The organism is Chromobacterium sp. Rain0013 (assembly GCF_015291765.1).
In the GTDB taxonomy this organism is placed as follows: domain Bacteria; phylum Pseudomonadota; class Gammaproteobacteria; order Burkholderiales; family Chromobacteriaceae; genus Chromobacterium; species Chromobacterium haemolyticum.
Genome location: NZ_CP031514.1, coordinates 936,268 through 962,169 on the forward strand (window position 1 = coordinate 936,268; position 25,902 = coordinate 962,169).

General features: G+C 65.0%; 14 protein-coding genes, 1 other RNA gene and 1 pseudogene. 13 read left to right on the forward strand and 3 right to left on the reverse strand.

The features are described from left to right. Positions 1-140: 140 nt before the first annotated feature. Positions 141-1,178 carry a DUF2804 domain-containing protein gene (locus DXT74_RS04435; protein ID WP_231138269.1) on the reverse strand — a complete coding sequence of 346 codons (1,038 nt, stop codon included), beginning with the start codon at positions 1,176-1,178 and terminating at the stop codon, positions 141-143. A gap of 159 nt (positions 1,179-1,337) precedes the next feature. Here DXT74_RS04435 and DXT74_RS04440 point away from each other — a divergent pair, with 159 nt between their 5' ends. The 10 genes from DXT74_RS04440 to DXT74_RS04485 all read left to right on the forward strand — a co-directional run bounded on the left by DXT74_RS04440 (position 1,338) and on the right by DXT74_RS04485 (position 18,306). Beyond that, positions 1,338-1,655 (forward strand): helix-turn-helix transcriptional regulator, encoded by a 318-nt coding sequence (locus DXT74_RS04440; protein ID WP_043636749.1) that lies wholly within the window; start codon positions 1,338-1,340, stop codon positions 1,653-1,655. Then, complete coding sequence (locus DXT74_RS04445) at positions 1,652-2,083, forward strand: YeeE/YedE family protein (protein WP_194427403.1); 432 nt, start codon at positions 1,652-1,654, stop codon at positions 2,081-2,083. The genes DXT74_RS04440 and DXT74_RS04445 overlap by 4 nt, the downstream gene beginning before the upstream one ends. Beyond that, complete coding sequence (locus tag DXT74_RS04450) at positions 2,080-2,514, forward strand: DUF6691 family protein (RefSeq protein WP_231138270.1); 435 nt, start codon at positions 2,080-2,082, stop codon at positions 2,512-2,514. The genes DXT74_RS04445 and DXT74_RS04450 overlap by 4 nt, the downstream gene beginning before the upstream one ends. Next, entirely contained in the window at positions 2,511-4,235 is a 1,725-nt protein-coding gene (locus tag DXT74_RS04455) for a SulP family inorganic anion transporter (protein ID WP_194427404.1), read from the forward strand. The genes DXT74_RS04450 and DXT74_RS04455 overlap by 4 nt, the downstream gene beginning before the upstream one ends. A 57-nt stretch (positions 4,236-4,292) precedes the next feature. Continuing rightward, entirely contained in the window at positions 4,293-5,729 is a 1,437-nt protein-coding gene (locus DXT74_RS04460; RefSeq protein ID WP_043636758.1) for a M48 family metalloprotease, read from the forward strand. Between the two features lie 312 nt (positions 5,730-6,041). Then, complete coding sequence (gene aceE / locus DXT74_RS04465) at positions 6,042-8,705, forward strand: pyruvate dehydrogenase (acetyl-transferring), homodimeric type (RefSeq protein ID WP_043589451.1); 2,664 nt, start codon at positions 6,042-6,044, stop codon at positions 8,703-8,705. Positions 8,706-8,825: 120 nt separating this feature from the next. Then, positions 8,826-10,490 (forward strand): dihydrolipoyllysine-residue acetyltransferase, encoded by a 1,665-nt coding sequence (aceF, locus tag DXT74_RS04470; protein WP_194427405.1) that lies wholly within the window; start codon positions 8,826-8,828, stop codon positions 10,488-10,490. 114 nt (positions 10,491-10,604) lie between these two features. After that, positions 10,605-12,404 (forward strand): dihydrolipoyl dehydrogenase, encoded by a 1,800-nt coding sequence (gene lpdA, locus DXT74_RS04475; RefSeq protein ID WP_081554409.1) that lies wholly within the window; start codon positions 10,605-10,607, stop codon positions 12,402-12,404. Between the two features lie 333 nt (positions 12,405-12,737). Beyond that, complete coding sequence (locus DXT74_RS04480) at positions 12,738-14,480, forward strand: autotransporter assembly complex family protein (RefSeq protein ID WP_194427406.1); 1,743 nt, start codon at positions 12,738-12,740, stop codon at positions 14,478-14,480. Positions 14,481-14,493: 13 nt separating this feature from the next. Next, on the forward strand, positions 14,494-18,306 hold the full coding sequence (locus DXT74_RS04485) for a translocation/assembly module TamB domain-containing protein (protein WP_043636769.1): 3,813 nt from the start codon (positions 14,494-14,496) through the stop codon (positions 18,304-18,306). Positions 18,307-18,363: 57 nt separating this feature from the next. Here DXT74_RS04485 and DXT74_RS04490 read toward each other — a convergent pair. Next, positions 18,364-19,311 (reverse strand): annotated as a pseudogene (locus DXT74_RS04490) (LysR family transcriptional regulator). A gap of 164 nt (positions 19,312-19,475) precedes the next feature. Between DXT74_RS04490 and DXT74_RS04495 the strand changes: the two are divergent. Further along, positions 19,476-20,669: a M20 aminoacylase family protein gene (locus tag DXT74_RS04495; RefSeq protein ID WP_043636775.1), complete on the forward strand. Its 1,194-nt coding sequence runs from the start codon at positions 19,476-19,478 to the stop codon at positions 20,667-20,669. After that, positions 20,666-21,958, forward strand: a complete 1,293-nt coding sequence (locus DXT74_RS04500) for an MFS transporter (protein WP_043636778.1) — start codon at positions 20,666-20,668, stop codon at positions 21,956-21,958. The genes DXT74_RS04495 and DXT74_RS04500 overlap by 4 nt, the downstream gene beginning before the upstream one ends. Before the next feature lie 185 nt (positions 21,959-22,143). On the opposite strand, the gene DXT74_RS04505 is transcribed toward DXT74_RS04500, so the two are convergent. Next, positions 22,144-25,323: an EAL domain-containing protein gene (locus DXT74_RS04505; RefSeq protein WP_194427407.1), complete on the reverse strand. Its 3,180-nt coding sequence runs from the start codon at positions 25,321-25,323 to the stop codon at positions 22,144-22,146. 106 nt (positions 25,324-25,429) lie between these two features. Between DXT74_RS04505 and rnpB the strand changes: the two genes are divergently transcribed. Beyond that, an RNA gene (rnpB, locus tag DXT74_RS04510) (RNase P RNA component class A) lies at positions 25,430-25,893 on the forward strand. The last annotated feature ends 9 nt before the right edge of the window (positions 25,894-25,902 follow it).

Below are 25,902 nucleotides of genomic sequence, written 5' to 3' on the forward strand. Positions count from 1 at the left end.
GGCGCATCCTACCACTGTTGTTCCAGCTGGTCTTGTGTTTTTGCAAACTAGGGATTTCCCTGGTTACGGCAGAGAATTGCGATGAACTCCAGTTAATGGCGGCGAAAGGCGGCAGGCGTGCCGCATCGAGCGGGCTACGTTCACCAACGCGACAGATGGTCCTCGGTCACGCCCAGTAAGTCGCTTACCACATGGACGGCGCCGCTGTCCGGATCCTGGATCTGGCCGTTGAAGCGGCCGATGGGCTGCACATAGCGGCTGGCGGCGATCAGCAGGTTCTTGTCTTCGCGCCGCGCGCCCTCCGGGGCGAAGTTCAGGTCCAGCAAGCCGTTGTCGCTGCGTATGCGCCAGCCTTGCAGCGGGTCGTCCGGTTGGTAATCGAAGCTTACGGGTCCCAGCCGGATCAGCTTGCCTCGCAACCAGGCGGCGTTCTCGGTGTCGCCCATATAGCCTTGCTGCAGATTGAAACCCAGTTCCAGAGAATGCGCACTGGCCCAGCGCCAGCGGGTTTCCCGCGCCAGCAAGCCGTTGGAGTAGTCCAGCGAGGCTACCGCTCCGTCCAGGGAATAGCGCCGGTCTTGGCAGTCGGCGAAGCCGCTGATTCTGAGGCCGCCGCTTTTATGGGTGGAATGGGCCAGCCAGTTGGCCGGCGCAATCACCGCCAGTACCGGCGGCATGTCGGCCAATTGGATATGCGCGGCCACTTTCAACTGAGGGGAGTCCACCGCCAGCTCCAGCCGTTCGCCGTCGCGGCGAAAACTCAGACGGCAGCGGCCGGCCTGGAAGGCGGCGTCGCCGAAGGCGCGGTCTTCTATTTGCGTGGAGAAACCCGGCAGGCCGTTGGCGCTGGCGGCGGCGATGACCTTGCCGCTCTTGCGGTCGAACAGATAGGCGAAGGCGGTGCCTGTCCAGCCGACGTCGACGATGGCGACGCCGATGAAAAAGGCCGGGTGGGCAATGGCCGCGTATTGCCAGCGTTTGTGATGCAGCCTGCGTGTCAGTCGTTGATAGGGCGTGGTTTTCAGCGCGCGCCAGTCCAGCCGGTCAATGATGCCCTGATATACGCCGAAGGCGGGAATACCGCGTTCGTGCACCAGTTGCCTGGGGGCGGGCGGGAGTCGAGTCGAGGGCATGACGTTGGATGGCCGGGCCGGCGCCGCGGCTGGAAATAGGTTCATGGCCTTGAGTCTACAACAGTTTTTCCCGGCGCGATGGTGACTGATAGGCCATGTGGCGGCGCGTGGGCCGTGTGGCGCGGCGGTAACAGTTAGTTGATTTACATTATATTATAAAACATAATGTTTGCGACGCCGGATGCCGGCGGCGGGAGAACGAATATGGATTTGAACATGCTGCGCGCCAATGCCGGCCGCGCCGCCTTGTTGTTGAAGGGCCTGGCCAACGAGGACAGGCTGCTGTTGCTGTGCCAACTGGTGGACGGGGAAAAGTCGGTGTCGGAACTGGAGCGTTTGACCGGCATCCGACAGCCCTCCTTGTCGCAGCAGTTGGGTGTGTTGCGCAATGAAGGCCTGGTGGCGACCCGGCGCGAAGGCAAATGGGTTTATTACAGCGTGGCCAGCGCTGACGCCTTGGCTTTGCTAAACGCCTTGCACGCGCTGTTTTGCTCCGACCGGCCCGAGGGAGAGGCGCGATGACGATGGATTGGGCGGCCTTCACGCCGTGGCCTGCTTTAATGGGCGGGTTATTGATCGGAGGGGCGGCGGGCTGGCTGGTCTTGCTGCATGGCCGCATTGCCGGCATCAGCGGCATGGCGGCCGGCCTGTTGGATGGGCGCGCGGACTGGCGCGCGCGGCTGGTTTTTCTCTTGGGCTTGATGGCGGCGCCGGCCTTGTGGCGTCTGGGCGTTGGGGAATGGCCCGCTGTCAGCGTGGAAGCCGGCGGCGTGCGCTTGTTGGTTGCCGGCTTGTTGGTGGGCATCGGCGCGCGCTTAGGCTCCGGCTGCACCAGCGGCCACGGCGTTTGCGGTCTGGCGCGGCAGTCGCCTCGTTCGCTGGCGGCGACGGCGGCTTTCATGCTTGCCGGTTTCGTTACGGCGGCGGTGCTCGGACATTGGGGTGCATGAAGATGACGGCGGAGTGGAAACGCTTATTGTCTATGGCGGGCGCGGGCCTGTTGTTCGGCCTGGGCTTGTTGTTGTCCGGCATGGGTAATCCAGCCAAGGTATTGGCTTTTCTGGATCTGGGCAGCGCCTGGGATCCCAGCTTGGCGCTGGTGATGGCCGGAGCCGTCGCCATGGCCTGGCCGGCGTTCCGTCTGGCCGAGCGCCGCCCGCGCGCCTTGCTGGGCGAGCCGACGCAATTGCCGGCCAAGACGCCGCTGACGCGCCGCTTAATCGGCGGCAGCCTCTTGTTTGGCGTTGGTTGGGGATTGGCCGGCATCTGTCCGGGACCGGCCTTGCTGTTGGGCGGCATGGCGTTGCCGCAGAGCGCTTGGTTTTTGCCGGCGATGGCGGCCGGCCTGTGGCTGGCCGGACGATGGGAGCGGCGCGGATGAGGTTTGGGCTGCCGGGCTGGCTGCGCGGCTATCGGCGCGCCTATTTGCCGGGGGACCTGGGCGCGGGACTGGTGGTGACCTTGTTGCTGGCGCCGCAAGGTCTGGCTTATGCGCTGGTGGCCGGCTTGCCGGCGCAGGCGGGCCTGTACGCCAGCATCGCCCCCTTGCTGATTTACGCATTGGCCGGGCGCAGCCACGCGCAGTCGGTGGGGCCGATGGCGATGACTTCCTTATTGGTGGCGGCCACGCTGACGCGGTTGGCCGAACCGGGCTCGGGCGATTATCTGGCGCTGGCCATCGGTCTGGCGCTGTTGTCCGGGGCGATGCTGGCGGCGCTTGGCCTGCTGCGGCTGGGTTTTATCGCCGATCTATTGTCCGAGCCGGTGCTGGCGGCCTTCACTTCGGCGTCGGCCTTGCTGATTGTGCTGTCGCAATTGGGCCCCTTGCTGGGCGTGCAGGCCGGCGGCGCATCCTTGCCGCAACTGTTGGCCGGGCTGTGGAAGGCGGTGGACGGACTTAACCCGTTGGCGCTGCTGTTTGGCGCTGCGGCGCTGGCCATGCTGTTGTTGGCGCGTTGGTTGGGCGAGCCGTTGTTGCGCCGCTGCGGCCTGGGCGGGCCGGCGCGGCAGCTTTGGCTGCGTTTGGCGCCGCTGCTGGCGGTGTTGTTGGGCATGGCGCTGGTGGCAGGCCTGGGTCTGCGGTCCGCCTTGCCGGTGGTGGGCGAGATTCCGCCGGGTCTGCCGGCCCCGACTTGGCCGGGCTTGAGTTTGGATCAGTGGTCGCAGTTGGCGCTGCCGGCCTTTTTCATCGCTTTGATCAATTACGTGCAGAGCCTGGCGGTGGCCCAGGCGCTGGCGCAGCGCCGCGGAGATGAAGTGGATCCGGACCGGGAGCTGCTGGCGCTGGGTCTGTGCAATATCGGCGCCGGGCTGTCCGGCGGTTTTCCGGTCACTGGCGGACTCACGCGTTCCATGGTCAACGCGGAGGCCGGCGCCCAGACTCAACTGGCCTCGGTGGTGGCCGCCCTGGGCATCATGCTCTTGGCCAGCTTCGCCGCCGGCGCGCTGGCCATGCTGCCGCTGGCGGTGCTGGCGGCGATGATCATCGCATCGGTCAGCGCCATGATACGTTTCGACAGCCTGAGGCTGGCCTGGCGAATCGACCGCGCCGACGCGGCGGCCTTCGCGCTGACTTTCATTCTGGTGCTGTGGCTGGGAGTGGACTCCGGCATTGTCGCCGGCGTGCTGATGTCGCTGGCCGCCATGTTGTGGCGCAGCAGCCGGCCGCATATCGCCGAGCTGGGCCGGCTGCCGGGCAGCCATCATTTTCGCAACCGGCTGCGCTTTGCCGTCGAGAGCCTGCCCGGCGCGCTGTTTTTGCGCGTGGACGAGAGCCTGTTTTTCGGCAACGCCCGCCAGGTGCGGGGCGAGGTGTTGCGTCGGCTGGCCGCCCAGGCGGGGGCGACACGGCTGGTGTTGATCATGAGCGCGGTCAATCGCGTGGATACCAGCGCCTTGCTGATGCTGGCGCGGCTGGACGCCGAGCTGGCGGCGCGCGGCGTGACGCTGCATCTGGCCGAGATCAAGGGGCCGGTGACGCAGCGCATGGAGAGCGGCGGCCTGCTGGCCGGCTTTGCCGGCCGCGTGCATTTGAGCGCGCAAGCGGCCTGGGAAGCGCTGGCCGCGCCGCGGCGGGGAGGCGGGGAAGCTCATACTCTTTGACAGTTGATGTTGCGTCGCCTCATGCAACTTGGGGCGGATCATGGCTATCATAGCCGGATGACCAAACAGACCTTGCTGGCCGGCGTGCTGGCGCTGAGCTTGTTGCACCCGTCCGTCAGTTATGCCGATTTGCCCGATCTGGGCGAGGTGTCGGACGCCTCGCTAACGCTGGCGGATGAAAGCCGCATTGGCCGGCAGGCCTGGCGCGCGATGTTGGAGGCGGGAGACATCGTCGACGATCAGGAAGTCAACGATTACCTCAACGACATCGGCGGGCGGCTCTCCAGCGGCGTCAAGCTGCCCGGCGTCAGTTTCACCTATTTCTGTGTCAACGACAGCGGCATCAACGCCTTCGCCATGCCCGGCGGCTATATCGGCATCAATATCGGCCTGTTGCTGGCGACCCAGAGCGAAGGCGAACTCGCTTCGGTGCTGGGTCATGAAACCGCCCACGTCGCCCAGCGCCACATTGCGCGGATGAAGGCGGCCAGCAGCGCCACCAGCCCCTTGCTATTGTTGGGCACCATCATCGCCGCGGCGCTGGCGGCCAAGGCCGGCAGCGGCCAGGGCGCGATGGGCGTGGTTTCCGCCGGCATGGGCCTGTCGATTTCCAATCAGCTGGCGTTTTCGCGCGATTTCGAACGCGAAGCCGACCGTGTCGGCATGCAGTATATGAGCCAGGCCGGTTTCGACGTGCGCAGCATGCCGGCCTTTTTCCAGCGGCTGCAGCAGAACGAGCGTTACAGCGACAACGCGGCGCTGGCCTTTCTGCGAACCCACCCGGTGACGCTGGAGCGCATCAGCGAAGCGGAAAACCGCGCCTTGGATTACCCGGTGAAGATGCGCGCGGACAGCATCGACTACCTGCTGGTGCGGGAGAAGCTGCGCGCCGCGACGCTGACGCCGGACGAGGGGCTGCGCCACTACGAGGCGTCGTTGGACCGCGGCCTGTATCTGAACGAGGGCGCGCAGTGGTATGGCTTGGCTCAGGTCAAGCTGCGCCAGCGCGATATCGCCGGCGCGCGTCAGGCGCTGGCCAAGGCGCGGACCAAGCTGCCGGATCACCCGATGCTGAGGGGGCTGGAAGTGGCGATAGAGCGCGAACGCAAGGACTGGCCCGCCGCCCGCAACGCCGTGCGCGCCGCTTTGGCCCGTTTCCCGCAGAGCTTGTCGCTGCAACTGCTGGACATCGACGTCGCCGTCGCCAGCGGGGACAGCCAGGGGGCGCTGAGTCTGATCAAGACTCAGTTGAGCCGCCATCCGGACAACGCGGGCCTGTATCGGCGCCAGGCCAGTTTGTACGCCGACCGCGATCCGTTGCGTTATCACGCGGCGCTGGGCAACGCCTTCTATTATGAACAGCGTTATCAGCCGGCGATGGAGCAATTCCAACTGGCCAGCAAGGCCAAGGGAGACGACTTTTACCTGCGTTCCTCAATCGAAGCGCGCATCCGCGAACTGGATAGGCTGGTCAGGGACGAGAGGAAGAAGTAAGCGCGCAACTGAAACGAATGTTTCAATTTACGACAGCAAATCGCAAAAAAACAACATGGTGCGGCGCAATAACCGCTGTTTTACGCCCCTAAACAAGCGTTAGTACGCTTGACCTATTCCTTTGTGAAAGCGGGAAGACGTACACTTGCTCAAGACACGGCGCTCTTTTCGTAAATGAACATTTTTATTTGCGATTGCGTTCGTTTATAATCTGAAGCTAATAAATTGGTTCGAATCCGAGCCAATTGCAATAACGCGGGGCCGCGCAGTGCTACATACGGCCCCCGATCCACCTTGCTGTGAGGACCAGAGATGGCTGCAACTTTCCCTGACGATATCGATCCGTTGGAAACCCAGGAATGGACTGAAGCGCTGGAGTCGGTGCTGGACGCCGAAGGCCCGGAGCGCGCGCATTACCTGTTGGAGAAACTGGTCGAGCGCACCCGCCGCCGCGGCGCCCATCTGCCGTTTGACGCCACCACCGCATACCAGAACAGCATTCCGCTCGGCAAAGAAGCCAAGTCGCCGGGCAACCACGAGCTGGAGCACCGCATTCGCTCGATCAATCGCTGGAACGCCGCCGCTTTGGTGCTGCGCGCCGGCAAGAAGGACTTGGAACTGGGCGGCCACATCGCCTCCTTCCAATCCTCCGCCACTCTGTACGATGTGGGCTTCAACCACTTCTGGCGCGCTCAGAACGATGAGCAAGACGGCGATCTGATCTACTTCCAGGGCCATATTTCCCCGGGCGTGTACGCACGCGCCTTCATGGAAGGCCGCCTGTCCGCGGAGCAGCTGGACAGCTTCCGTCAGGAAGTGGACGGCAACGGTCTGTCCTCTTACCCGCACCCGTGGCTGATGAAGGACTTCTGGCAGTTCCCGACCGTCTCGATGGGCCTGGGCCCCTTGATGGCCATCTACCAGGCCCGCTTCCTCAAGTATCTGGAAAGCCGCGGTCTGGCCAAGACTCCGGGTCGCAAAGTGTGGTGTTTCTGCGGCGACGGCGAGATGGACGAGCCGGAATCCCTGGGCGCGATTTCGATGGCGTCCCGCGAAGGCCTGGACAACCTGATCTTCGTGATCAACTGCAACCTGCAGCGTCTGGACGGCCCGGTGCGCGGCAACGGCAAGATCATCCAGGAACTGGAAGGCGATTTCCGCGGTTCCGGCTGGAACGTCCTGAAAGTGATCTGGGGCTCGCGTTGGGATCCGCTGCTGGCGATGGACACCAAGGGCTTGCTGAAGAAGCGCATGGACGAGTGCGTGGACGGCGATTACCAGACCTTCAAATCCAAGGACGGCGCTTACGTTCGCGAACACTTCTTCGGCAAATACCCGGAGCTGCGCGAAATGGTCGCCAATATGTCCGACGACGAGATCTGGGCGCTGAACCGCGGCGGCCATGATCCGCACAAGGTGTACGCCGCTTACCACGAGGCGTCCAACAACGCCAACGGCCGTCCGACCGTGATTCTGGCCAAGACCATCAAGGGTTACGGCATGGGCGCGTCCGGCGAAGCCAAGAACATCGCGCACCAGGCCAAGAAAATGGATCTGGATTCGCTGCGCAAATTCCGCGATCGCTTCGGCATTCCGGTGTCCGACGAAGAGCTGCCGAACGTGCCGTACTATCTGCCGGCCGAAGACAGCCCGGAAATGAAGTACATGCGTGAACGCCGCGCAGCGCTGGGCGGCTACCTGCCGGCGCGCAAGCCGGTGACCACCCCGCTGCAAACGCCGGAACTGTCCGTGTTCGACGCGCAGCTGCAAGCGTCCGGCGATCGCGAGTTCTCCACCACGATGGCCTTCGTCCGCATGCTGGGCACCATCATGAAGGACAAGAACATTGGTCAGCGCGTGGTTCCGATCGTGCCGGACGAATCCCGTACCTTCGGCATGGAAGGCATGTTCCGCCAGTACGGCATCTGGTCCACCCAGGGTCAGAACTACGTGCCGCAGGATCATGACCAACTGATGTTCTACAAGGAATCCAAGGACGGCCAGATCCTGCAGGAAGGCATCAACGAGCCGGGCGCGATGGCCGACTGGATCGCCGCGGCGACCAGCTACGCCAACAGCAGCCAGCCGATGATTCCGTTCTACATCTACTACTCGATGTTCGGCTTCCAGCGCATCGGCGATCTGGCCTGGGCCGCCGGCGACATGCGCGCCCGCGGTTTCCTGCTGGGCGGCACCGCCGGCCGCACCACGTTGAACGGCGAGGGCCTGCAGCACGAAGACGGTCACAGCCACATCCAGGCCGGCCTGATTCCGAACTGCATCAGCTACGACCCGACCTTCGCTTATGAGCTGGCGGTGATTGTGCAGGACGGCCTGCGCCGCATGTACGCCGAGCAGGAAGACGTCTTCTACTACCTGACCCTGATGAACGAAAACTACGTTCATCCGGCCATGCCGGCGGGCGCGGAAGAGGGCATCCTGAAGGGCATGTACCTGCTGCAGGACGGCGGCGACGCCAAGGTCAAGGTGCAGCTGATGGGCTCCGGCACCATCCTGCGCGAAGTGATGGCCGCTGCCGACTTGCTGAAGGCTGATTTCGGCATTGGCGCCGACATCTGGAGCGTGACCTCCTTCAACCAGCTGCGCCGCGACGGCATGGAAGCCGAGCGTCACAACCTGCTGAACCCGACCGCCGAAGCGCGCGCCTCCTACGTGGCGCAGCAACTGTCCGGCCGTCAAGGTCCGGTCGTGGCCGCAACCGACTACATCCGCAACTACGCCGATCAGATCCGCGAATACGTTCCGGGCCGTTACGTGGTGCTGGGCACCGACGGCTTCGGCCGCTCCGACAGCCGCGCCAACCTGCGCTCCTTCTTCGAGGTGGATCGCTACCACGTGGCTCTGGCGGCGCTGTCCGCTCTGGCGCGCGACGGCAAGATCGAAGCGTCCAAGGTGGCCGAGGCGATCGCCAAGTACGGCATCAAGACCGACAAGCTGCCTAGCTGGAAAGTGTAATCGCAAAGCGGAAGCCCCGGTTCAGGCCGGGGCCTTCCGCCTTTGCATGGCAAGCGAATCTGTAGCGGATATCCGGCGGCAGGCCCCGAAAGGGGCTTCCGCCTTACGAATGGAAAGCTCATGAGCAATCTGATCGAATTGAAAGTGCCCGACATCGGCGGTCACAGCAATGTAGACATCATCGAAGTATTCATCGTCCCGGGCCAGACCGTGTCCGTGGACGACAGCCTGATCACGCTGGAAACCGACAAGGCCACCATGGAAGTGCCGGCGGAAACCGCGGGTGTGATCAAGGAAGTCAAAGCCGTCGTCGGCGGCAAGATTTCCGAAGGCGACGTGATCGCCATCCTGGAAGTGGGCGCCGCTGCGTCCGCACCGGCCCCGGCGGCCGCAGCCCCGGCTCCCGCAGCCGCGCCTGCAGCGGCTCCGGCTCCAGCGGCAGCCGCAGCCGCAGCCGCAGCGCCCGCGGCCTCCGGCCGCAGTGAAATCCGCGTGCCGGACATTGGCGGTCACAATGGCGTCGACGTGATTGAAGTCACAGTCAAGGTCGGCGATGACATCGCCGTCGACGACAGCCTGATCACGCTGGAAACCGACAAGGCCACCATGGAAGTGCCGGCCTCCGCCGCCGGCCGCGTGGTGGAAGTCAAAGTGAAAGTGGGCGACAAGGTCAGCGAAGGCGATCTGATCGTGGTGGTGGAAGGCGCTGTCGCAGCGGCCTCCGCCCCGGTAGCCGCCGCGCCGGCTCCGGCAGCAGCCCCGGCCGCACCGGCCCCGGCAGCCGCCGCACCCGCCGCACCCGCCGCACCCGCCGTGGCACCGGTCGCCGCGGCCGTGGCCGCCGCCATCGACGAAATCGCCTTCTCCAAGGCCCACGCCGGTCCGTCCGTGCGCCGTCTGGCGCGCGAACTGGGCGTGGATCTGGGCAAGGTCAAGGGCAATGGCCGCAAGGGCCGCATCACGGAAGACGACGTCAAAGCCTTCGTCAAGGGCGTGATGCAGAACCCGGCCTCGCTGGCCCCGGCCGCCGCGCCGGCGGGCTCCGGCGCGGGTCTGGACCTGTTGCCGTGGCCGAAAGTCGATTTCGCCAAGTTCGGCCCGATCGAAACCAAGCCGCTGTCCCGCATCCAGAAGATTTCCGGCGCCAATCTGTCGCGCAACTGGGTGATGATCCCGCACGTAACCTTCAACGATGAGTGCGATATCACCGAGCTGGAAGACTTCCGCAAGACCGTGGGCAAGGAGTGGGAAAAGTCCGGCCTGAAGATCAGCCCGCTGGCCTTCATCATCAAGGCGGCCGCCGAAGCGCTGAAGGCCTTCCCGACCTTCAACAGCTCGCTGGACGGCGACAACCTGGTGCTGAAGCAGTATTACCACATCGGCTTCGCGGCCGACACGCCTAATGGCCTGGTGGTGCCGGTGATCAAGGACGCGGACAAGAAGGGCCTGCGCCAGATCGCTCAGGAACTGACCGACCTGTCCAAGCTAGCCCGCGAAGGCAAGCTCAAGCCCACCGACATGCAGGGCGCGACCTTCACCATCTCCAGCCTGGGCGGCATTGGCGGCACCAGCTTCACGCCTATCGTGAACGCGCCGGAAGTGGCCATCCTCGGCGTCTGCAAGTCGCAGATCAAGCCGGTGTGGAACGGTAAGGAATTCGCGCCGCGCCTGATGTGCCCGCTGTCGCTGTCCTTCGATCACCGCGTGATCGACGGCGCCGCCGCCGCGCGCTTCACCGTGCATCTGGGCAAGCTGCTGTCCGACGTGCGCCGCCTGATTCTGTAATCGCCAGCAGAACGGCCGCTCCGGTCTAGCCGGAGCGCGCCGCTCAAGCGAACGATTCTGCTGAATATCGGCGGAGGCCTCCGGGCTTCCGCCTTACGTTGCGGATGGAAAACCATGAGCAATCTGATTGAACTGAAAGTCCCGGACATCGGCGGCCACAACAACGTGGACGTGATCGAAGTCTTCGTCAAGCCGGGCGACGTGATCGCGAAAGAAGCCAGCCTGATCACGCTGGAAACCGACAAGGCCACGATGGAAGTGCCGGCCGAAGCCGCCGGCACCGTCAAGGAAGTGCGCGTCGCCGTGGGCGGCAAAGTCTCCGAAGGCGATGTGATCGTGATAGTAGAAGCCGCCGGCGCAGCCGCCGCGGCTCCGGCTGAAGTGAAGCCGGTGGAAACCACCGGCGTCGCGTCCGCCACCACCCAGGCCGGCTTCGCGCCGCAGGCCGCTCCGGTCGCCGCCAGCCATAGCGGCGGCGCCGACATCGAATGCGACGTGATGGTGTTGGGCGGCGGTCCCGGCGGTTATTCCGCCGCCTTCCGCGCGGCCGACCTGGGCCTGAAAGTGGTCATCGTCGAGCGCTATTCCACCCTGGGCGGCGTCTGCCTGAACGTGGGCTGCATCCCGTCCAAGGCGCTGCTGCACAATGCGGCGGTGATCGACGAAGTCAGCCATCTGGCCGCCAACGGCATCAAGTTCGGCAAGCCGGAAGTGGACATCGACATGCTGCGCGGCTACAAGGAAAAGGTCATCGCCAAGCTGACCGGCGGCCTCGCCGGCATGGCCAAGGCGCGCAAGGTGGAGATCGTGCGCGGTAACGGCCGTTTCATCGACCCGCACCACATCGAAGTGTCCGCCACCACTGGCAAGGGCCGCGAAGAGAGCGGCGAGAAGAAAATCGTCAAATTCAAGAACGCCATCATCGCCGCCGGTTCCCGCGTGGTGAAGCTGCCGTTCATTCCGGACGATCCGCGCGTGGTGGACTCCACCGGCGCGCTGGAGCTGAAGGGCGTGGCCAACCGCATGCTGATCATCGGCGGCGGCATCATCGGCCTGGAAATGGGCACCGTCTACTCCACGCTGGGCGCGCGCCTGGACGTGGTGGAAATGATGGACGGCCTGATGCAGGGCGCGGACCGCGACCTGGTCAAGGTTTGGCAGAAGTGGAACGCCCATCGTTTCGACAACATCATGCTGAACACCAAGACCGTGGCCGTGGAACCCAAGGACGACGGCGTGTGGGTGACTTTCGAAGGCGATCAAGCCCCGAAAGAACCGCAACGCTACGACCTGGTGCTGTACGCCACCGGCCGCGCGCCCAACGGCAAGCTGATCGGCGCCGAGAACGCCGGCATCGCGGTGACCGATCGCGGCTTCATCCCGGTGGACAAACAGCAGCGCACCAATGTGCCGCACATCTTCGCCATCGGCGACATCGTCGGCCAGCCGATGCTGGCGCACAAGGGCGTGCATGAAGGCCATGTGGCGGCGGAAAACTGCGCCGGCCAGAAGTCCTACTTCGACGCGCGCGTGATCCCGGGCGTGGCTTACACCGATCCCGAAGTGGCTTGGGTCGGCGTCACCGAGGACGAAGCCAAGAAGCAAGGCCTGAAGATCGAGAAGGGCGTGTTCCCGTGGGCCGCCTCCGGCCGCGCCATCGCCAATGGCCGCGACGAGGGCTTCACCAAGCTGATCTTCGACGCGGAAAGCCACCAGATCATCGGCGGCGGCATCGTCGGTCCGCATGCCGGCGACATGATAGGCGAAGTGTGCCTGGCCATTGAAATGGGCTGCGACGCCACCGATATCGGCAAGACCATCCACCCGCATCCCACCATGGGCGAGTCCATCGGCATGGCGGCGGAAGTGGCGCACGGCACTTGCACGGATTTGCCGCCGCAGCGCAAGAAGTAAGCGCGGCTCGGCAAGGAAAAGGGCGAACCTCCGGGTTTGCCCTTTTTTTATGCGCCCGACCATTTTGAGCCGGCGCTATAAAAACCGCTGAGGGTAAAACTATTGCCGGCGCGGCCAGTCATACCTCATTGCGCCTAAATGGCGCGTGTGGCCGGCTTGCGATGAGCAAAACGAATGCCTACGCGCCGTTTTATAAATTCAAATTGAATATAAATTAAGCTTTTGGTTTAATAAAACACCGGCCTGTCCGCGCGATTTTGAAGCCGCCCAGCCGCTTCTCGCCAGCCGCCGCAAGTTTCGTTACCATGGCCTCGACACTAAACGAATCGGACCATGCCAAGCTCCCGCCTGCTCATTTCATTGATCTTATTGCTGTCGGCGACGCCCGTCTGGGCCAAGCTGGATTACAGCGTGCGCGTCGACGCGCCTTCCGGCCTGGCCGGCTTGCTGCAAGACAATCTGGAATTGGTCACCAGCCGTCTGGAAGAAGAAATGGACGAAACGCTGCTGGCCGAACTGGTGCGGAGCACCCCGGAGGATGCGCGCAAGCTGCTGGAGACCGAGGGTTACTTCGACGCGCGCGTCAATGTGCGCGAAGAAAGCCCCCGGCAGTACGTGATCGAGGTCAAGCCCGGCCAACCCACGCTGATCGACGACGTCACCATCCGCCTGAACGGGCCGATACGCGACGAAGGCGATTTCCAGCAACGCTTCGCCGCGGTGCTCGAGGCCTGGTCTCTGCCGATGGGCGCGCCTTATCGGCAATCCGACTGGGACGGCAGCAAGCGCGCGGTGATGCGTCTGATCACCGCCGACCGCTTCCCCAGAGCGCAGATCAGCAAAAGCGTGGCGGAAATCGATCCGGCCACCCGCCGCGCGCAGCTGGTGGTGGACATCGACAGCGGGCCGGTGATCCTGTTCGGCGACATCACTGTCAAAGGCATGAAGCGTTATCCGGAAAAGATCGCCACCGGCTTGGCGGATTTCTCCCCCGGCACCGCCTACCGGCTGCAGAAAATTTTTGATTACCAGTCGGCGCTGGAGCAGGCGCCGCATTTCTCCAATGTGGTGGTCAGCGCCGACATGGCCCGTATCGACCCGGAGACCCACCGGGTGCCGGTGGAAGTGGACGTCACCGAAATGCCGCGCCAGAAGCTTGAGCTGGGCTTGATCTACGACTCCGGCGACGGCCCCGGCGTGCGCGTCGGCTACGACCATTACAATATCTTCCGCCGCGGCTACACCGGCTCGCTGGTGACCAACTGGAAGAAAAACCAGCAATCGCTGTCGTTGGGTCTGGGCTTTCCGCGCCAGTCCGACGGCTATTCCCACTCCATCACCAGCGCTTTCAAGACCGACGACGTGCAGGGCCTGAAAACCCGCAGCAGCGATGTGGGCGGCTGGCGTACCCGTACTCGCGGCAATATCGAGGCGCGCCTCGGCCTGCAGTACCTGATGGAAAGCGAGGAGGCCGGCGGCGTGTCTAACAAGGACACCCGCGCCTTGCAGCTGGTCTACGGCTGGACCCAGCGCGCGGTGGACGATCTGATGCGGCCGCGCTCCGGCGTCTTGCTGGACTTTCAGCTTTCCGGCACGGTCGGCAGCGCGCTGTCCTCAACCTCCTATGTGCGCGGCTACGCCCGCACCGTTGCTTACTGGTCGCCGTTCCCCAAGTACGGCACCTTCGTCGGCCGGCTGGAATTGGGCCAAGTGTGGGCCAACGACAAGGATGCGGTGCCGTCCTCCATCCTGTTCCGCGCCGGCGGCGCCAACAGCGTGCGCGGCTACGATTACCAGAGCCTGGGCCTGCCGGGCCCCAACGGCTCGGTGCTGGGCGGCCGCGTGGTGGCCACCGGCAGCCTGGAGTATCAAATCCCGATCAAGCCGGACTGGTATCTGGCCCTGTTCACCGACGCCGGCAACGCCAGCCAGAGCTGGAAGGGCTTCCAGGTGGAGCGCGCCAACGGCGTTGGGGTGCGCTGGATGAGCCCCGTGGCCCCGCTGGCCTTTGACTTCGCCAAGGCGGAGCGCGACGGCAAAATCCGCTGGAACCTCAGCCTGGGCCTGGCCTTCTGACCTGAATGCATTCATGAGCGAAACCGACACCTCCCCCACTCCCGACACCGCCCCGCCGCCGCCGGCCAAGCCCAAGCGCCGTCGTTGGCGCTGGCTGCTGTGGCTGCCCTTGTTGCTGGTCGCGCTGCTGCTGGCCGCCAGCGCCTGGTTGACCGGCAGCCGCGCCGGTTTCGCCTGGCTGATGCAGTCGCTGGGCGGCCTCAGCGGCAACACCGTCAGCGTCAAGCACGCCGAAGGCACGCTGTGGGACGGCTTCAAATTGAGCGAGGTGCGCGTGCGCAGCGCCGGCAGCGACGTGGACATCGAGTCCGTGCAGCTGGACTGGCGGCCTGGTGCCTTGTGGCAGCGCCAATTGTGGGTGCGGCAATTGGCCGTGGGGCACGTCAAGGTGGCGGTGAAACCGACGCCGGCCACCCCGCCCAGCGGTGCGCCGGAGTCTCTAGCCTTGCCGCTGGAGATCCGTCTGGACCGGCTGAGCGTGGCCAGCGTGACGCTGGAGCCGGCCAAGCTGCGGCTTTACGGCCTGGAAGCCGGCTACGTCTACGATGGCCGGCGCCACGATCTCAAGCTCAAGCGCCTGGGTTCGCCCTGGGGCGAGGCCGCGGCGGCGCTGCAATTGGCCGATGCCAAGCCCTTCGCGCTGCAGGGCAAGCTCAGCGCCGACGGCGAACTGGACAAGATTCCCTATCAGGCGCGGCTGGCGCTGGGCGGCAATCTGCTGCACCTGAGCTTTGACGGCGAGTTATCCGGCAAAGACTTGGTGGCCGACGTCAAGGGCGGCCTGCTGCCCTTCGCCAGCAATCCCTTCAATAGCTTTACCCGGCTGGACGCGCGCATGGCCGGCATCAATCCGCAAGCCATCCTGCCGGAATGGCCGCGCGCCAAACTCAGTTTGGCGGTGTTTGCGGAGCCGGACGCCGGCCAGCGCGTCAAAGGCGGGCTGACCCTCCTCAACGAGCAGGCCGGCCCCTTGTCCGATCAGCGCTTGCCGCTATCCTTGCTGGTAAGCGAGTTCCGCGCCGACGACAAGGCGCTGGAGCTGTTCAGCACCCACGCCCGGATCGCCGGCGGCGAAATCGGCCTGGCCGGCCAGGTGCAGCCGGACCGGCTCAAGCTGGCGTTGGATATTTCCAAGCTGGGCCTGCGGCAATTGCACGCCGACGCGCCGGACGACAGTCTGGACGGCCGAGTGACGCTGGACGGCCCTCTGAGCGGTCCCAACATCCTGGCACAGCTCAAGGGCAAAACCCTGCAGGCCAAGGCCAATGTCGGTTTTGCGCCGGCGCCGCACCCGGCGCTGCTGATCCGGCAGGCGGAATTGACCGCCGGTGTGGGCAGCCTGGCTCTATCCGGCCAATTGGGGCTGGATGGCAAGCAGTTGTTCGATTTCAACGGCAAGCTCAATCGCGCAGATCCGTCCAAGCTCAAGCCCGGCTTGCCTAGCGGCGACCTCAACGCCAGTCTGCAGGCCAAGGGCCAACTGGCCAGCCCGCTGAATGTGGCGGCCAAGCTGCAATTCTCCCCCAGCAAGCTGTCCGGCGCGCCGCTAAGCGGCGCCGCCGACCTGCAACTGCAGGGCGAACGCCTGAAATCGCTCAGTGCCGACCTGAGGCTGGCGCAGAACCGGCTGCAGGCCAACGGCGCTTACGGCGCCGCCGGCGACAAGCTAAAACTCTTGATCGACGCGCCCAACCTCGGTCTGATCGGCCCCGGCTTCTCCGGCGTGGTCAAGGGGCAGGGAGAACTGGCTGGCACGCCCAAGGCACCGTTGATCAGCGCCAATCTGCAAGCCGACCGTCTGAAGCTGCCGGGCAATATCGCCGTGCAGAGCATGCAATTCAGCGGCAACGTCAAAGCCGACCAGAACAGCCCGTTCCAGCTCAAACTGGATGTGGCCGCGCTGCAGGCCGGCGGTTTCCGCGCCGAGCAATTGCGCGCCAGCGCCAACGGCACCCGTGCGCGCCACGCTCTGCAGTTGGACGGACGTTTCCGTCTGGCCGATCACCCCTACGCGCTGCAACTGGCGGCTAGCGGCGGCTTGCGCGGCGAGGCCGGGCCTTGGGCCGGCACCTTGAGCAAGCTGGAGTTGAGCGGTCGTCCCGGCCTCAGCCTGCTGGCGCCGGTGGCGCTGGAGCTGGGCGAGCAGATCAAGGTGGGCAACGCCCGCTTGGCCGCGCTGGGCGGCAGCATTACCCTGGCGGAACTCAACCGCGGGGCCAACGGAGCGCTCAGCACCCGCGGCTCCGCGCGCGGCTTGAGGCTGGCGGAGCTGGGCCCCTTGCTCAGCCTGCCGGTGAAGCAGGATCTGAGCTTCGACTCCGACTGGAATCTGAATCTGGCGGCCAACGCCAAGGGCCAATTCGTGCTGCGCCGCGCCGGCGGCGATGTGCAATTGCCGGGAGACAAGGGCAAGGACGTGGCGCTGGGCTTGAAGACCGCGGTCGCCACCCTGACGTTGGACGGCGGCCGCGCCTTGTTCGATCTGAATTTGGACAGCCGCTACGCCCAGCTGCAAGGCAAGGGTTCCGTGCCGTGGAACGGCGGCGCCATCGACGCCAAAACCCCGCTCAACGCCACCGTCAGCGCTAGCGTGCCCTCGCTGGCGACGCTGGCCAGCTTCGCCGGCCCTTCTTTGGAACTGGGCGGTCAGATCGGCGCCAATCTGGCGCTGACCGGCGCGCTGAGCCTGCCGATGGCGCAAGGGACGATACGCGGCGACAAATTATTGCTGGCCGACCGCCGCACCGGCATCCGCCTGGGCGACGGCAGCCTGCTGGCGCGGCTGGACGGCCGCAAGCTGGTGTTGGAGCGCTTGCGTTTCGCCGGCGGCGAAGGCGAGGTGGCGGCCAGCGGAGCGCTGGATCTCAGCGGCGACACCCCGGATGCGCGGGTGGCGGTGGAGTTGCGCAAGTTTGGCGTGTTCGACCGTCCCAACCGCCGGCTGGTGGTGTCCGGCCGCACGGAACTGGCGATGGTGGCCGGCAAATTGTCGCTGACCGGCCATATCCGCGCGGATCAGGGCCGCATCGGCCTGCCCAAGTTCGGCGCGCCCAGCCTGAGCGACGACGTGATGGTCAAGGGCCGGCCCGGGCCGGAGCCGTCGGCCTTCGCCAGCATGCCGCTGACAGTGGCGCTGGATCTGGACCTGGGAGATCACTTCCGCTTCTCCGGCCAGGGCTTGAACGTGGACTTGACCGGCTCGGTGCGCGTGAGCGCCAATCCGGGCGAAGCGCCGGGCGCCAAGGGTCAGGTGCGTGTGGTCAAGGGCCGTTACAAGGCTTACGGACAGGACCTGGACATCGAATACGGCGCGATCACCTTCAACGGCCCGCTGGATAATCCGCTGCTCAATGTGCGCGCCAAGCGCCGCCTGTCGCCGGTGGGCGCCGGCGTGGAAGTCAGCGGTTCGGTGTCGGTGCCCAAGGTGCGTCTGATCGCGGACGAGCCGATGTCGGAAAAGGACAAGCTGGCCTGGCTGGTGTTGGGCCGGGCGGCGAGCGGCGAGCGCGACGACAACGATCTGGCGGCCTCCGCCGGCATGATGTTGGCCGGTTCGCTCAACGACCAGATCGGCCTGTTCGATGACTTGGGCGTGTCCAGCCGCAAGGAAAAAACCTTGGCCAACGGCACGGTGAGCCCGGCGGAGCAGGTGGTGACGGTGGGCCGTCAGCTGACCCGCGAACTGTATTTGGGCTACGAGTACGGCGTAACCAGCGCGAACCAGGCGGTGAAGCTGGCCTATCAACTGAGCAAGGGCTGGTCGATGGTGCTGCGGGCGGGTACCGACGCCTCGGTAGAGTCGCGTTACACCTTGCGCTTTGATTGAGCGAGGCAATCGCCGGTCAACGCCGTACCGACGAATCTTCGCGGCTTTGAACGGGTTCTAAAACCGCAGCGTCAGCATGCGCGCCAGCGCCCGGTCCTCTGGCCGGGCCGAGCCCATGCGTTGGCGCAGCGTCTGCCGCAGACAGTCGATGAAGCCGCGCGCGGCATAACCGTGAGCCTGCCCTTGCAGGCTGATCACGCCGATGACGATCTCTTCCATGTCTTCCCGCAGCGACAAGGCCTGGACCTTGCCGGCGAACTCCGGACACAGCAACAAGGGTTCCGGCCCATAGCTGAGCATGCCGGCCTGAACCAGGCCGGCCAGCAGCGCCATCGACTGCGCGCAGATCAGCCGTTCCGGCGCGATAGCCAGGCCGTGGCGGGTGAACAACTGGTCCAGCACGTGGCGGTAGCTGGCCGGGCTGTAATTGACCACCCAATCCTGCTCCAGCAGCGCGGACAAGGAATGTGCGCGCAGCGCAGGATGCCCGTTGCGGGCGAACACTCAGCCGCCGTGGCTGAACAGCGGCTGGCAATGGAATTCCTGCGCTAGCGGCTCGAACAGCGGGCCGATGGCGAAATCCATCTGGCCGTCGCGCAAGCGCGGCAGCGCCACCGCCAGCAAGCCTTCGAACAGTTCCAGCCGGATTTCCGGCAGACGTTGGCGAAAGCGCAACACCACTTCCGGCAATAGCGTGGGCACCAGCCAGGGCGTGACGCCTATGCATAGCCGGGCGTCGCGTTGGCCGCGCAGCGCTTCCATTTCGCCGTGGGCGCGTTCCAGTTGCATCGCCACCTGGCGGGCATGGATCAGCAGCGCCTGACCCGCCTCGGTCAGCCGCGCGCCGCTGGCGTGACGCTGCAACAGGGGCAGCCGCTGTTCTTGCTCCAGCTCGCGCAGCGTCTTGCTGACCGCGGCCTGGGACAGATCCAACATGCGCGCGGCGGCGCGAATGCCGCCGCCGTCGGCCAGCGCGATCAGCGCTTGCAGTTGCTGCAGTTTCATCTTTTCTCCAAGTGGACAACCAGAAGTGTTCTCGACCACTTTCTCAAGTCTATTCACCTGTTAACTATTGCCGCTAGTCTGTGATCGCTGTTTCGGCGCCGTGTCCAACGCCGCCAAGACAGTGTGCGACAAGAGGCTCATAGACACCATAAGGAGACAAGGCCATGAACGCTCACATTCTGCCCGGCATCCGCGATATCGCTCCGGCGATGACAGAACTGCGCCACAAGATACATGCCCACCCGGAGTTGGGTTTCGAGGAGGTGGAAACCCGCCGCCACGTGATCCGCTGTCTGCGCGAATGGGGCTACGAGATCCACGAAGGATTGGGCGTCACCGGCGTGGTCGGCACCCTGCGCCGCGGCGAGGGGCCGCGCATAGGCCTGCGCGCGGACATGGACGCGCTGCCGATTCAGGAAAGCACCGGCTTGCCCTGGGCCAGCCGCGTGGAGGGAAAAATGCACGCCTGCGGCCATGACGGTCATACCGCGATGCTGCTGGCCGCCGCTTGCGAGCTGGCGCGGCGGGACAGTTTTAGCGGCACCGTGCATCTCTTTTTCCAGCCCGCGGAGGAAGGGCATGGCGGCTCCGGCGCCAAGCGCATGCTGGACGACGGCCTGTTCCGCTTGTTCCCCTGCGACGCCATCTTCGCCATGCACAATATGCCGGGCTTTCCAGTGGGACAATTAGGTTTCCGGTCCGGTCCGTTCATGGCCTCCACCGACACCGCGGTGATTCGCATCCACGCCACCGGCGGCCACGGCGCGATGCCGCACACGGCGGTGGACCCCATCGTGGTGGCGGCTTCGCTGGTGATGGCCTTGCAAAGCGTGGTGGCGCGCAATGTGCCGCCGCTGGACATGGCCGTGGTGACGGTGGGGGCCATCTTGGCTGGGGAGGCGCCGAACGTGATTCCTGAGCGCGCGGAAATGCGTTTGAGCATCCGCGCCTTGCGGCCGGAGGTACGCGCTTTGCTGCGCCAGCGGATCGAAGCGTTGGCCGAAGCGCAGGCCGCCGGTTTCGGCGCGCGCGCCGAAGTGGATTATCAATACGGCTATCCGGTGTTGATCAACGACGAGGCGGCCACCGCGCTGGCGCGGCAGGTGGCGTTGGACTGGTTGGGCGAGGACGGGGTGGCGGCGGAGATGCCGCCGCTGACCGGCAGCGAGGATTTCGCCTTCTGGCTGGAACGGGTGCCGGGCTGTTATCTGATCATCGGCAACGGCGATGGAGAGGGCGGCTGCATGGTGCATAACCCCGGCTACGACTTCAACGACCAGGCTTTGCCGGTGGGCGCCAGCTACTGGGTCAAGCTGGTGGAGCGTTATCTGGGCGGCGAGGCCGGGGGCGGGCAATGACGGCGGCGCAATGGGCGGCAGCGCGGCCGGCCGCGCCCAGCCGCCGCGCGATCATCGCCATCACCGTGGGCAATGCGTTGGAGTTCTACGATTTCATCGTCTACAGCGCGCTGGCCACCTTGATGGGGCGCTTGTTTTTTCCGTTCAGCGACGAGCCGCTGCTGCAACTCATGCTGTCGTTCGCCGTGTTCGGCACCGGCTTCGTCAGCCGGCCGATAGGCGGCATCGTCATCGGCCTGTACGCGGACCGCAAGGGGCGCAAGCCGGCCTTGCGGCTCAGCCTGTGGTTGATGGCGATAGGCTCGCTGTTGTTCGTGGTGGCGCCCACCTATGCGCAGGCCGGCTTGCTTGGGCCGGCGCTAGTGGTGCTGGGGCGGCTGGTGCAGGGCTTCGCCGTCGGCGGCCAGGTGGGCGCGGCCACCTCCATGTTGATGGAGTACGCCGATGATAAGTCGCGCGGCTATTACTGTAGCTGGCAGTTGTTCAGCCAGGGGCTGGGGGTGTTGGCCGGCACGCTGACGGTGAGCTTGCTTAGCGGGATGTTGTCCGCGGCGGCGATGGATGCCTGGGGTTGGCGTCTGGTTTTCGCCATCGGCGTGCTGGCGATCCCGGTAGGCGAGTACATTCGCCACCAGCTGGACGAGACTGCGTCGTCGGCGATCGCGCCCCGGGCAACGGTGGAGCCGGCCGGCCCTTTGTTGCGGCGGCATTGGCGGCAACTGCTGGCCGGGGTGTTGTTGACCATAGGCGGCACGGCCCCTACCTTCATCGTCGGCCATTATCTGGCCAACCACGCGGTGACGGTGCTGGGCATGCCCTTGGCGGTGGCGATCTGGGCCGCGTCGACCGCGGCATTGCTGCAAGTGCTGTTGTCGGTGCCGGCCGGGCGGTGGAGCGACCGCATCGGCCGGCGCAAGTCCATTCTGTGGCCGCGCTTGCTGCTGTTGCTGTTGATCTATCCGGGTTTCATGTTGGTCAACGCGGCCTCGAGCTGGCCGGTGCTGCTCTTGGTAGTGGCGATATTGACCTTGCCGCTGGTGTATACCTCGGTGCCCAGTATCGCCTTGCTGCCGGAACTGTTTCCACGTCGCATCCGCGCCAGCGGCATGTCCATTGTTTATTGCGTGGGGGTGATGATCTTCGGCGGTTTTGCGCAGTTCTTCGCCGCCGGTCTGATCAAGTTGACCGGAGATCCTAATGCGCCGGCCTTGTACGCGGGGCTATGCATGTTGGTATCGCTGATTGGGCTGGCGATGGTGCCGGAAACGGCGAACCGGCCGCTGGACTGAGAGACGACGCGTCCGGTCCGGCGTGCGCCGGGCCGGACTCATAACCGGTTCAAAGCCTGCTGCGCTTCGTGAAGCGTTGCACGGTGAGTACAAGCTCAACATGCTCATGTACCCCTCGGCCATTCCGCTTTTTCGCTCGTTTTCGCCTTGTCTCGCCCTTGCTCGCGAGGCTTTGAACAGGGTTCTCAGACCGATAGCCGCTGCCGCAAGGCGTCCATGCGCTGTTCCATCGCTTCGGCGGACAGCGGCGCGCCCAGCAGATAGCCCTGCATCGCCGAGCAGCCGAGTTTGCCCAGGTAGATTTGCTGCTGCGGGTGTTCGACGCCCTCGGCCAGCGTGTCCATGCCCAGGGCGTTGGCCAGGTGAACGATGGCGGAGACGATGGCCGCGTTTTCTTCATCCTGCGGCAGATCGATGATGAAGGAGCGGTCTATTTTGATGGTGTCCGGCGCGAAGCGCTTCAGATAGGCCAGGCTGGAGTAGCCGGTGCCGAAATCGTCTATCGACAAGCGCACGCCCATTGCTTTGATCACCGCCAATTGGCGCGCGGCGAAGTCCGCGTCCTCCATCAGCGTGCTTTCGGTGACTTCGATTTCAAGGCAGTAGCCGGGCAGGCCGCTGCTTTGCAGCGCATCGCGCACGTCGTCGACGAAGTCCGGCCGCGTCAGTTGCCGCGCCGAGACGTTCACCGCCATGCGCACCGGGCGCAAGCCGCTGTCGTACCATTGCGCCGCCTGGCGGCAAGCTTCGCCCAGCACCCAGCGTCCCAGCGGCACCACTAGGCCGGTGTCCTCTGCGATGGGAATGAAGCGAGAGGGCATGATCAAGCCGTGTTCCGGATCGCGCCAGCGCACCAGCGCCTCGCAGCCGAGCAGGCGCTCGCCGCTCATATTGAACTGCGGCTGATAAACCAGATAGAGCTCGCCATGTTCGATGGCGCGGCGCAGCCGGGTTTCCAGATGCAGCCGTTCGGCCACTTCCACGTTCATTTCCCGGGTGTAGAAGCGGAAGGTGCTGCGGCCGTGCGCCTTGGCGTGATACATGGCGAGATCGGCGTTCATCAGCAGATTCTGCAGGTCGCGGCCGTCGTCCGGCATCAGGCTGATGCCTATGCTGCAACTGACGTTGAGCTGGTGGGCGCCGATGTCGAAGGGGCGTTGCATCGCGGCCAGCACGCGTTCGGCCACTTGAGCGGCCTCGCCGGGCTGATCGATGGACGGCAGGATGAGCACGAACTCGTCGCCGCCGGTGCGGCCGACGGTGTCCAGCGCGCCCACCGCGGCGCTTAGGCGGCCGGCCGCCTGTTTCAACAGCTCATCGCCCAAACCGTGGCCCAGGGTGTCGTTGATGTTCTTGAAGTGATCCAGATCGACGAACAGCACCGCCAGCTGGCCCTGACGCAACTCTGCCTGGCGGATCGCCTGCTGCAGCCGGTCGTTGATCAGCACGCGGTTGGGCAGGTCGGTCAGCGCGTCGTACTCGGCCAGGTGCTGGACCCGCGCCTCTTGCTCCTTGCGTTCGGAGATGTCGGTGAACAGCGCCACGTAATGGCTGATTTCGCCCTGTTCGTTTTGCAGCACGCTGATGTTCAGCCATTCCGGGAAGATGTCGCCGTTCTTGCGGCGGTTCCAGATCTCGCCGGACCATTGGCCGCGCTGGGTCAGTTGCTGCCACATGTTTTCGAAGAAGGCCGGTTCGTGGCGTCCGGAGGCGAGCAGGGCTGGAGTCTGACCCAGGGCCTCGCTCTCTTCGTAGCCGGTGATCGCGCAGAAGGCGCGGTTGACCGCCAGGATACGGTTGTCCGGGTCGGTGACCAGGATGGCCTCGTTGCTGGATTCGAACACCTTGGCGGCCAGCCGCAGTTGGCGGTCGGTCTGGCGGCGAGCGGTGATGTCGCGGCCGGTGGCGCACAGATAGTCTTCGCCTTGGTAGTTGAGCGGGCTGACGGTGACTTCCAGCCATTGCTCTTCGCCGCAGCATTGCAGGCGGGTGTCGAAGGTGTGAGGCAGGGCGTCCGTGGCCGGGCGGAACAGCGCGCGAGTCAGCGTCGCGGCGTCGCAACCGCAATCCAGCCGTTGACGCGCCGCTTGGTTGCAGTAAACGATGTCGCCGGCGGCGTTGCGCAGCGCGATCAGATCGGTGGCGTTGTCCACCATGAAGTGGCTGAGGCGCAGGTCGCGCGAGCGCTGCTCCAGCGAGAGGTGGCTTTGCTGCAGGTCCTGGCGGTAGCGCTGCACCAGCGCGTTGAGCCAGCGCAGGAAGCACCAGCAGAAGGCCGCGGCGACCAACAGGGCGGCCAGGGTCAGCAGCAAGGTGGCGACGATGCGTTCGCGCAGGCTGAGCTCGAGTTCCTGTCTCGCCCGCTGGCTGCTGTCCTCGATGGACTGCACGCGCAGACTGGTGACCAGGGTCCAGTCCCAGCCGGGCAGCTGGCGCGCATAGGACAGATAGCGCTCGCCCTGCGGCGCGTCCAGGCTGCTGATCAGGTATTCCATGAAGCCGCCTTGCTTGCCGCGGCGGATCAGTTCGGCAATGCGGCCGCGGTCGGCGCCGGGCAGGGCGGAGTAGTGCTTGCCGTTCATCGTCGGATTGGACGGGTCCAGCAGGATCACGCCGTGGCGGTCTATGATCATGAAATCGCCGCTGTCGTGGCCGAAGCGCATCCGCGCCAGCATCTCCAGGCCTTGCTTCTGCATATCGGTTTCGACGTTGTTCAGATACTCGCCGCTGCCTATCAGCCAGTTGTAAGGTCCGAAACGGCGGGCGTAGGCGACTTTCTCGCTCATCTCGCTGCGGCCCGGCTGGTACCAGCGGTAAGAGCTGAAGCCGCGCTGTTGGGGGTTGTCCACGGACTCGATCAGCGCGCGCATGATGTAGCGGCCTTGATCGTCGCGGTTGGCCAGCAGCGAGCCGCCTTCCAACTGCGGCGCGGTGGGCAGCAGCACGCAGCGCCCGTCCAGGCCGTCGATGAAGAAGTAACCGCGGCCGTCGAAATAGCGCAGCGGCCGCAGCGCTTCCGCGATCAGCCGCTGCACTTGATGCGGGGGCCGGCGCAGGCGCTCCTGGCGCCAGACGGCGTCGGCCAGGTTCCACGCCTGGTCCACTTGTTCGCGCAGTCTTTGCTTCAGGGTGTCGTTGGTGCGTTCGCGCAGCGCGGACAAGGTTTGCGCGGCGTGATCGGCATAGGAGCGCAGGTAGTCGCGCGCGCGCGCGTAAGCGTCCTGACGTATGGTGTGCTGGCGAGTCTGGAAGTCATTCCAACTGCTCAGCAGGAAGTAGCTGGACAAGGTCAGCGCCAGCATGAACACAATAGCGAGCGTGCCAAACAATTGCAGACGGGACAGCTTGGCCTGATTCAGCTCCATGTTTTTGTCGTTATCGCTCGGTGGACCCGCCAGTATAAGGGATTATCGCGTTTGTCATGGCAAAATGTCGGGCCGGCCGGGGCGGAATCGGGTAGAATGGCGGCCGGAAGTTGGCCAGACAGTCGCCGCGCGAATTCGCAAGAAGGAGCGGGGAGGAAAGTCCGGGCTCCATAGAGCAGGATGCCGGTTAACGGCCGGACGCCGTGAGGCGATGGAAAGTGGCGCAGAGAGCTGAACCGCCGATGGCCGGAAGAAGCGCCCGCAAGGGCGTGGATTCTTTATTTCGCCGCGCAAGCGGCGGGACGGATCAGGCAAGGGTGAAAAGGTGTACTGGCCGGGCGAGAGCCCGGTCGGACAGGTAGGGTGTGGTGCCCTATTCTGCGGTAAGAGCGCACCGCGGACGTGGTAACACGGACGGCAGGCAAAACCCCATCCGGAGCAAGACCAAATAGGGGGAATTGACGTTGCTCGCGTATATCCCCGGGTAGGTCGCTTGAGCCTGTCGGTAACGGCAGGCCTAGAGGAATGACTGTCCAACGACAAGACCCGGCTTATCGGCCAACTTCCACCTCATCCCCG

Excerpts from the sequence above, each read along its gene's own strand:
- DXT74_RS04435 (WP_231138269.1), bottom strand. The coding sequence starts at position 1,178 with ATGAACCTATTTCCAGCCGCGGCGCCGGCCCGGCCATCCAACGTCATG.
- DXT74_RS04440 (WP_043636749.1), top strand. The coding sequence starts at position 1,338 with ATGGATTTGAACATGCTGCGCGCCAATGCCGGCCGCGCCGCCTTGTTG.
- DXT74_RS04445 (WP_194427403.1), top strand. The coding sequence starts at position 1,652 with ATGACGATGGATTGGGCGGCCTTCACGCCGTGGCCTGCTTTAATGGGC.
- DXT74_RS04450 (WP_231138270.1), top strand. The coding sequence starts at position 2,080 with ATGAAGATGACGGCGGAGTGGAAACGCTTATTGTCTATGGCGGGCGCG.
- DXT74_RS04455 (WP_194427404.1), top strand. The coding sequence starts at position 2,511 with ATGAGGTTTGGGCTGCCGGGCTGGCTGCGCGGCTATCGGCGCGCCTAT.
- DXT74_RS04460 (WP_043636758.1), top strand. The coding sequence starts at position 4,293 with ATGACCAAACAGACCTTGCTGGCCGGCGTGCTGGCGCTGAGCTTGTTG.
- aceE (WP_043589451.1), top strand. The coding sequence starts at position 6,042 with ATGGCTGCAACTTTCCCTGACGATATCGATCCGTTGGAAACCCAGGAA.
- aceF (WP_194427405.1), top strand. The coding sequence starts at position 8,826 with ATGAGCAATCTGATCGAATTGAAAGTGCCCGACATCGGCGGTCACAGC.
- lpdA (WP_081554409.1), top strand. The coding sequence starts at position 10,605 with ATGAGCAATCTGATTGAACTGAAAGTCCCGGACATCGGCGGCCACAAC.
- DXT74_RS04480 (WP_194427406.1), top strand. The coding sequence starts at position 12,738 with ATGCCAAGCTCCCGCCTGCTCATTTCATTGATCTTATTGCTGTCGGCG.
- DXT74_RS04485 (WP_043636769.1), top strand. The coding sequence starts at position 14,494 with ATGAGCGAAACCGACACCTCCCCCACTCCCGACACCGCCCCGCCGCCG.
- DXT74_RS04495 (WP_043636775.1), top strand. The coding sequence starts at position 19,476 with ATGAACGCTCACATTCTGCCCGGCATCCGCGATATCGCTCCGGCGATG.
- DXT74_RS04500 (WP_043636778.1), top strand. The coding sequence starts at position 20,666 with ATGACGGCGGCGCAATGGGCGGCAGCGCGGCCGGCCGCGCCCAGCCGC.
- DXT74_RS04505 (WP_194427407.1), bottom strand. The coding sequence starts at position 25,323 with ATGGAGCTGAATCAGGCCAAGCTGTCCCGTCTGCAATTGTTTGGCACG.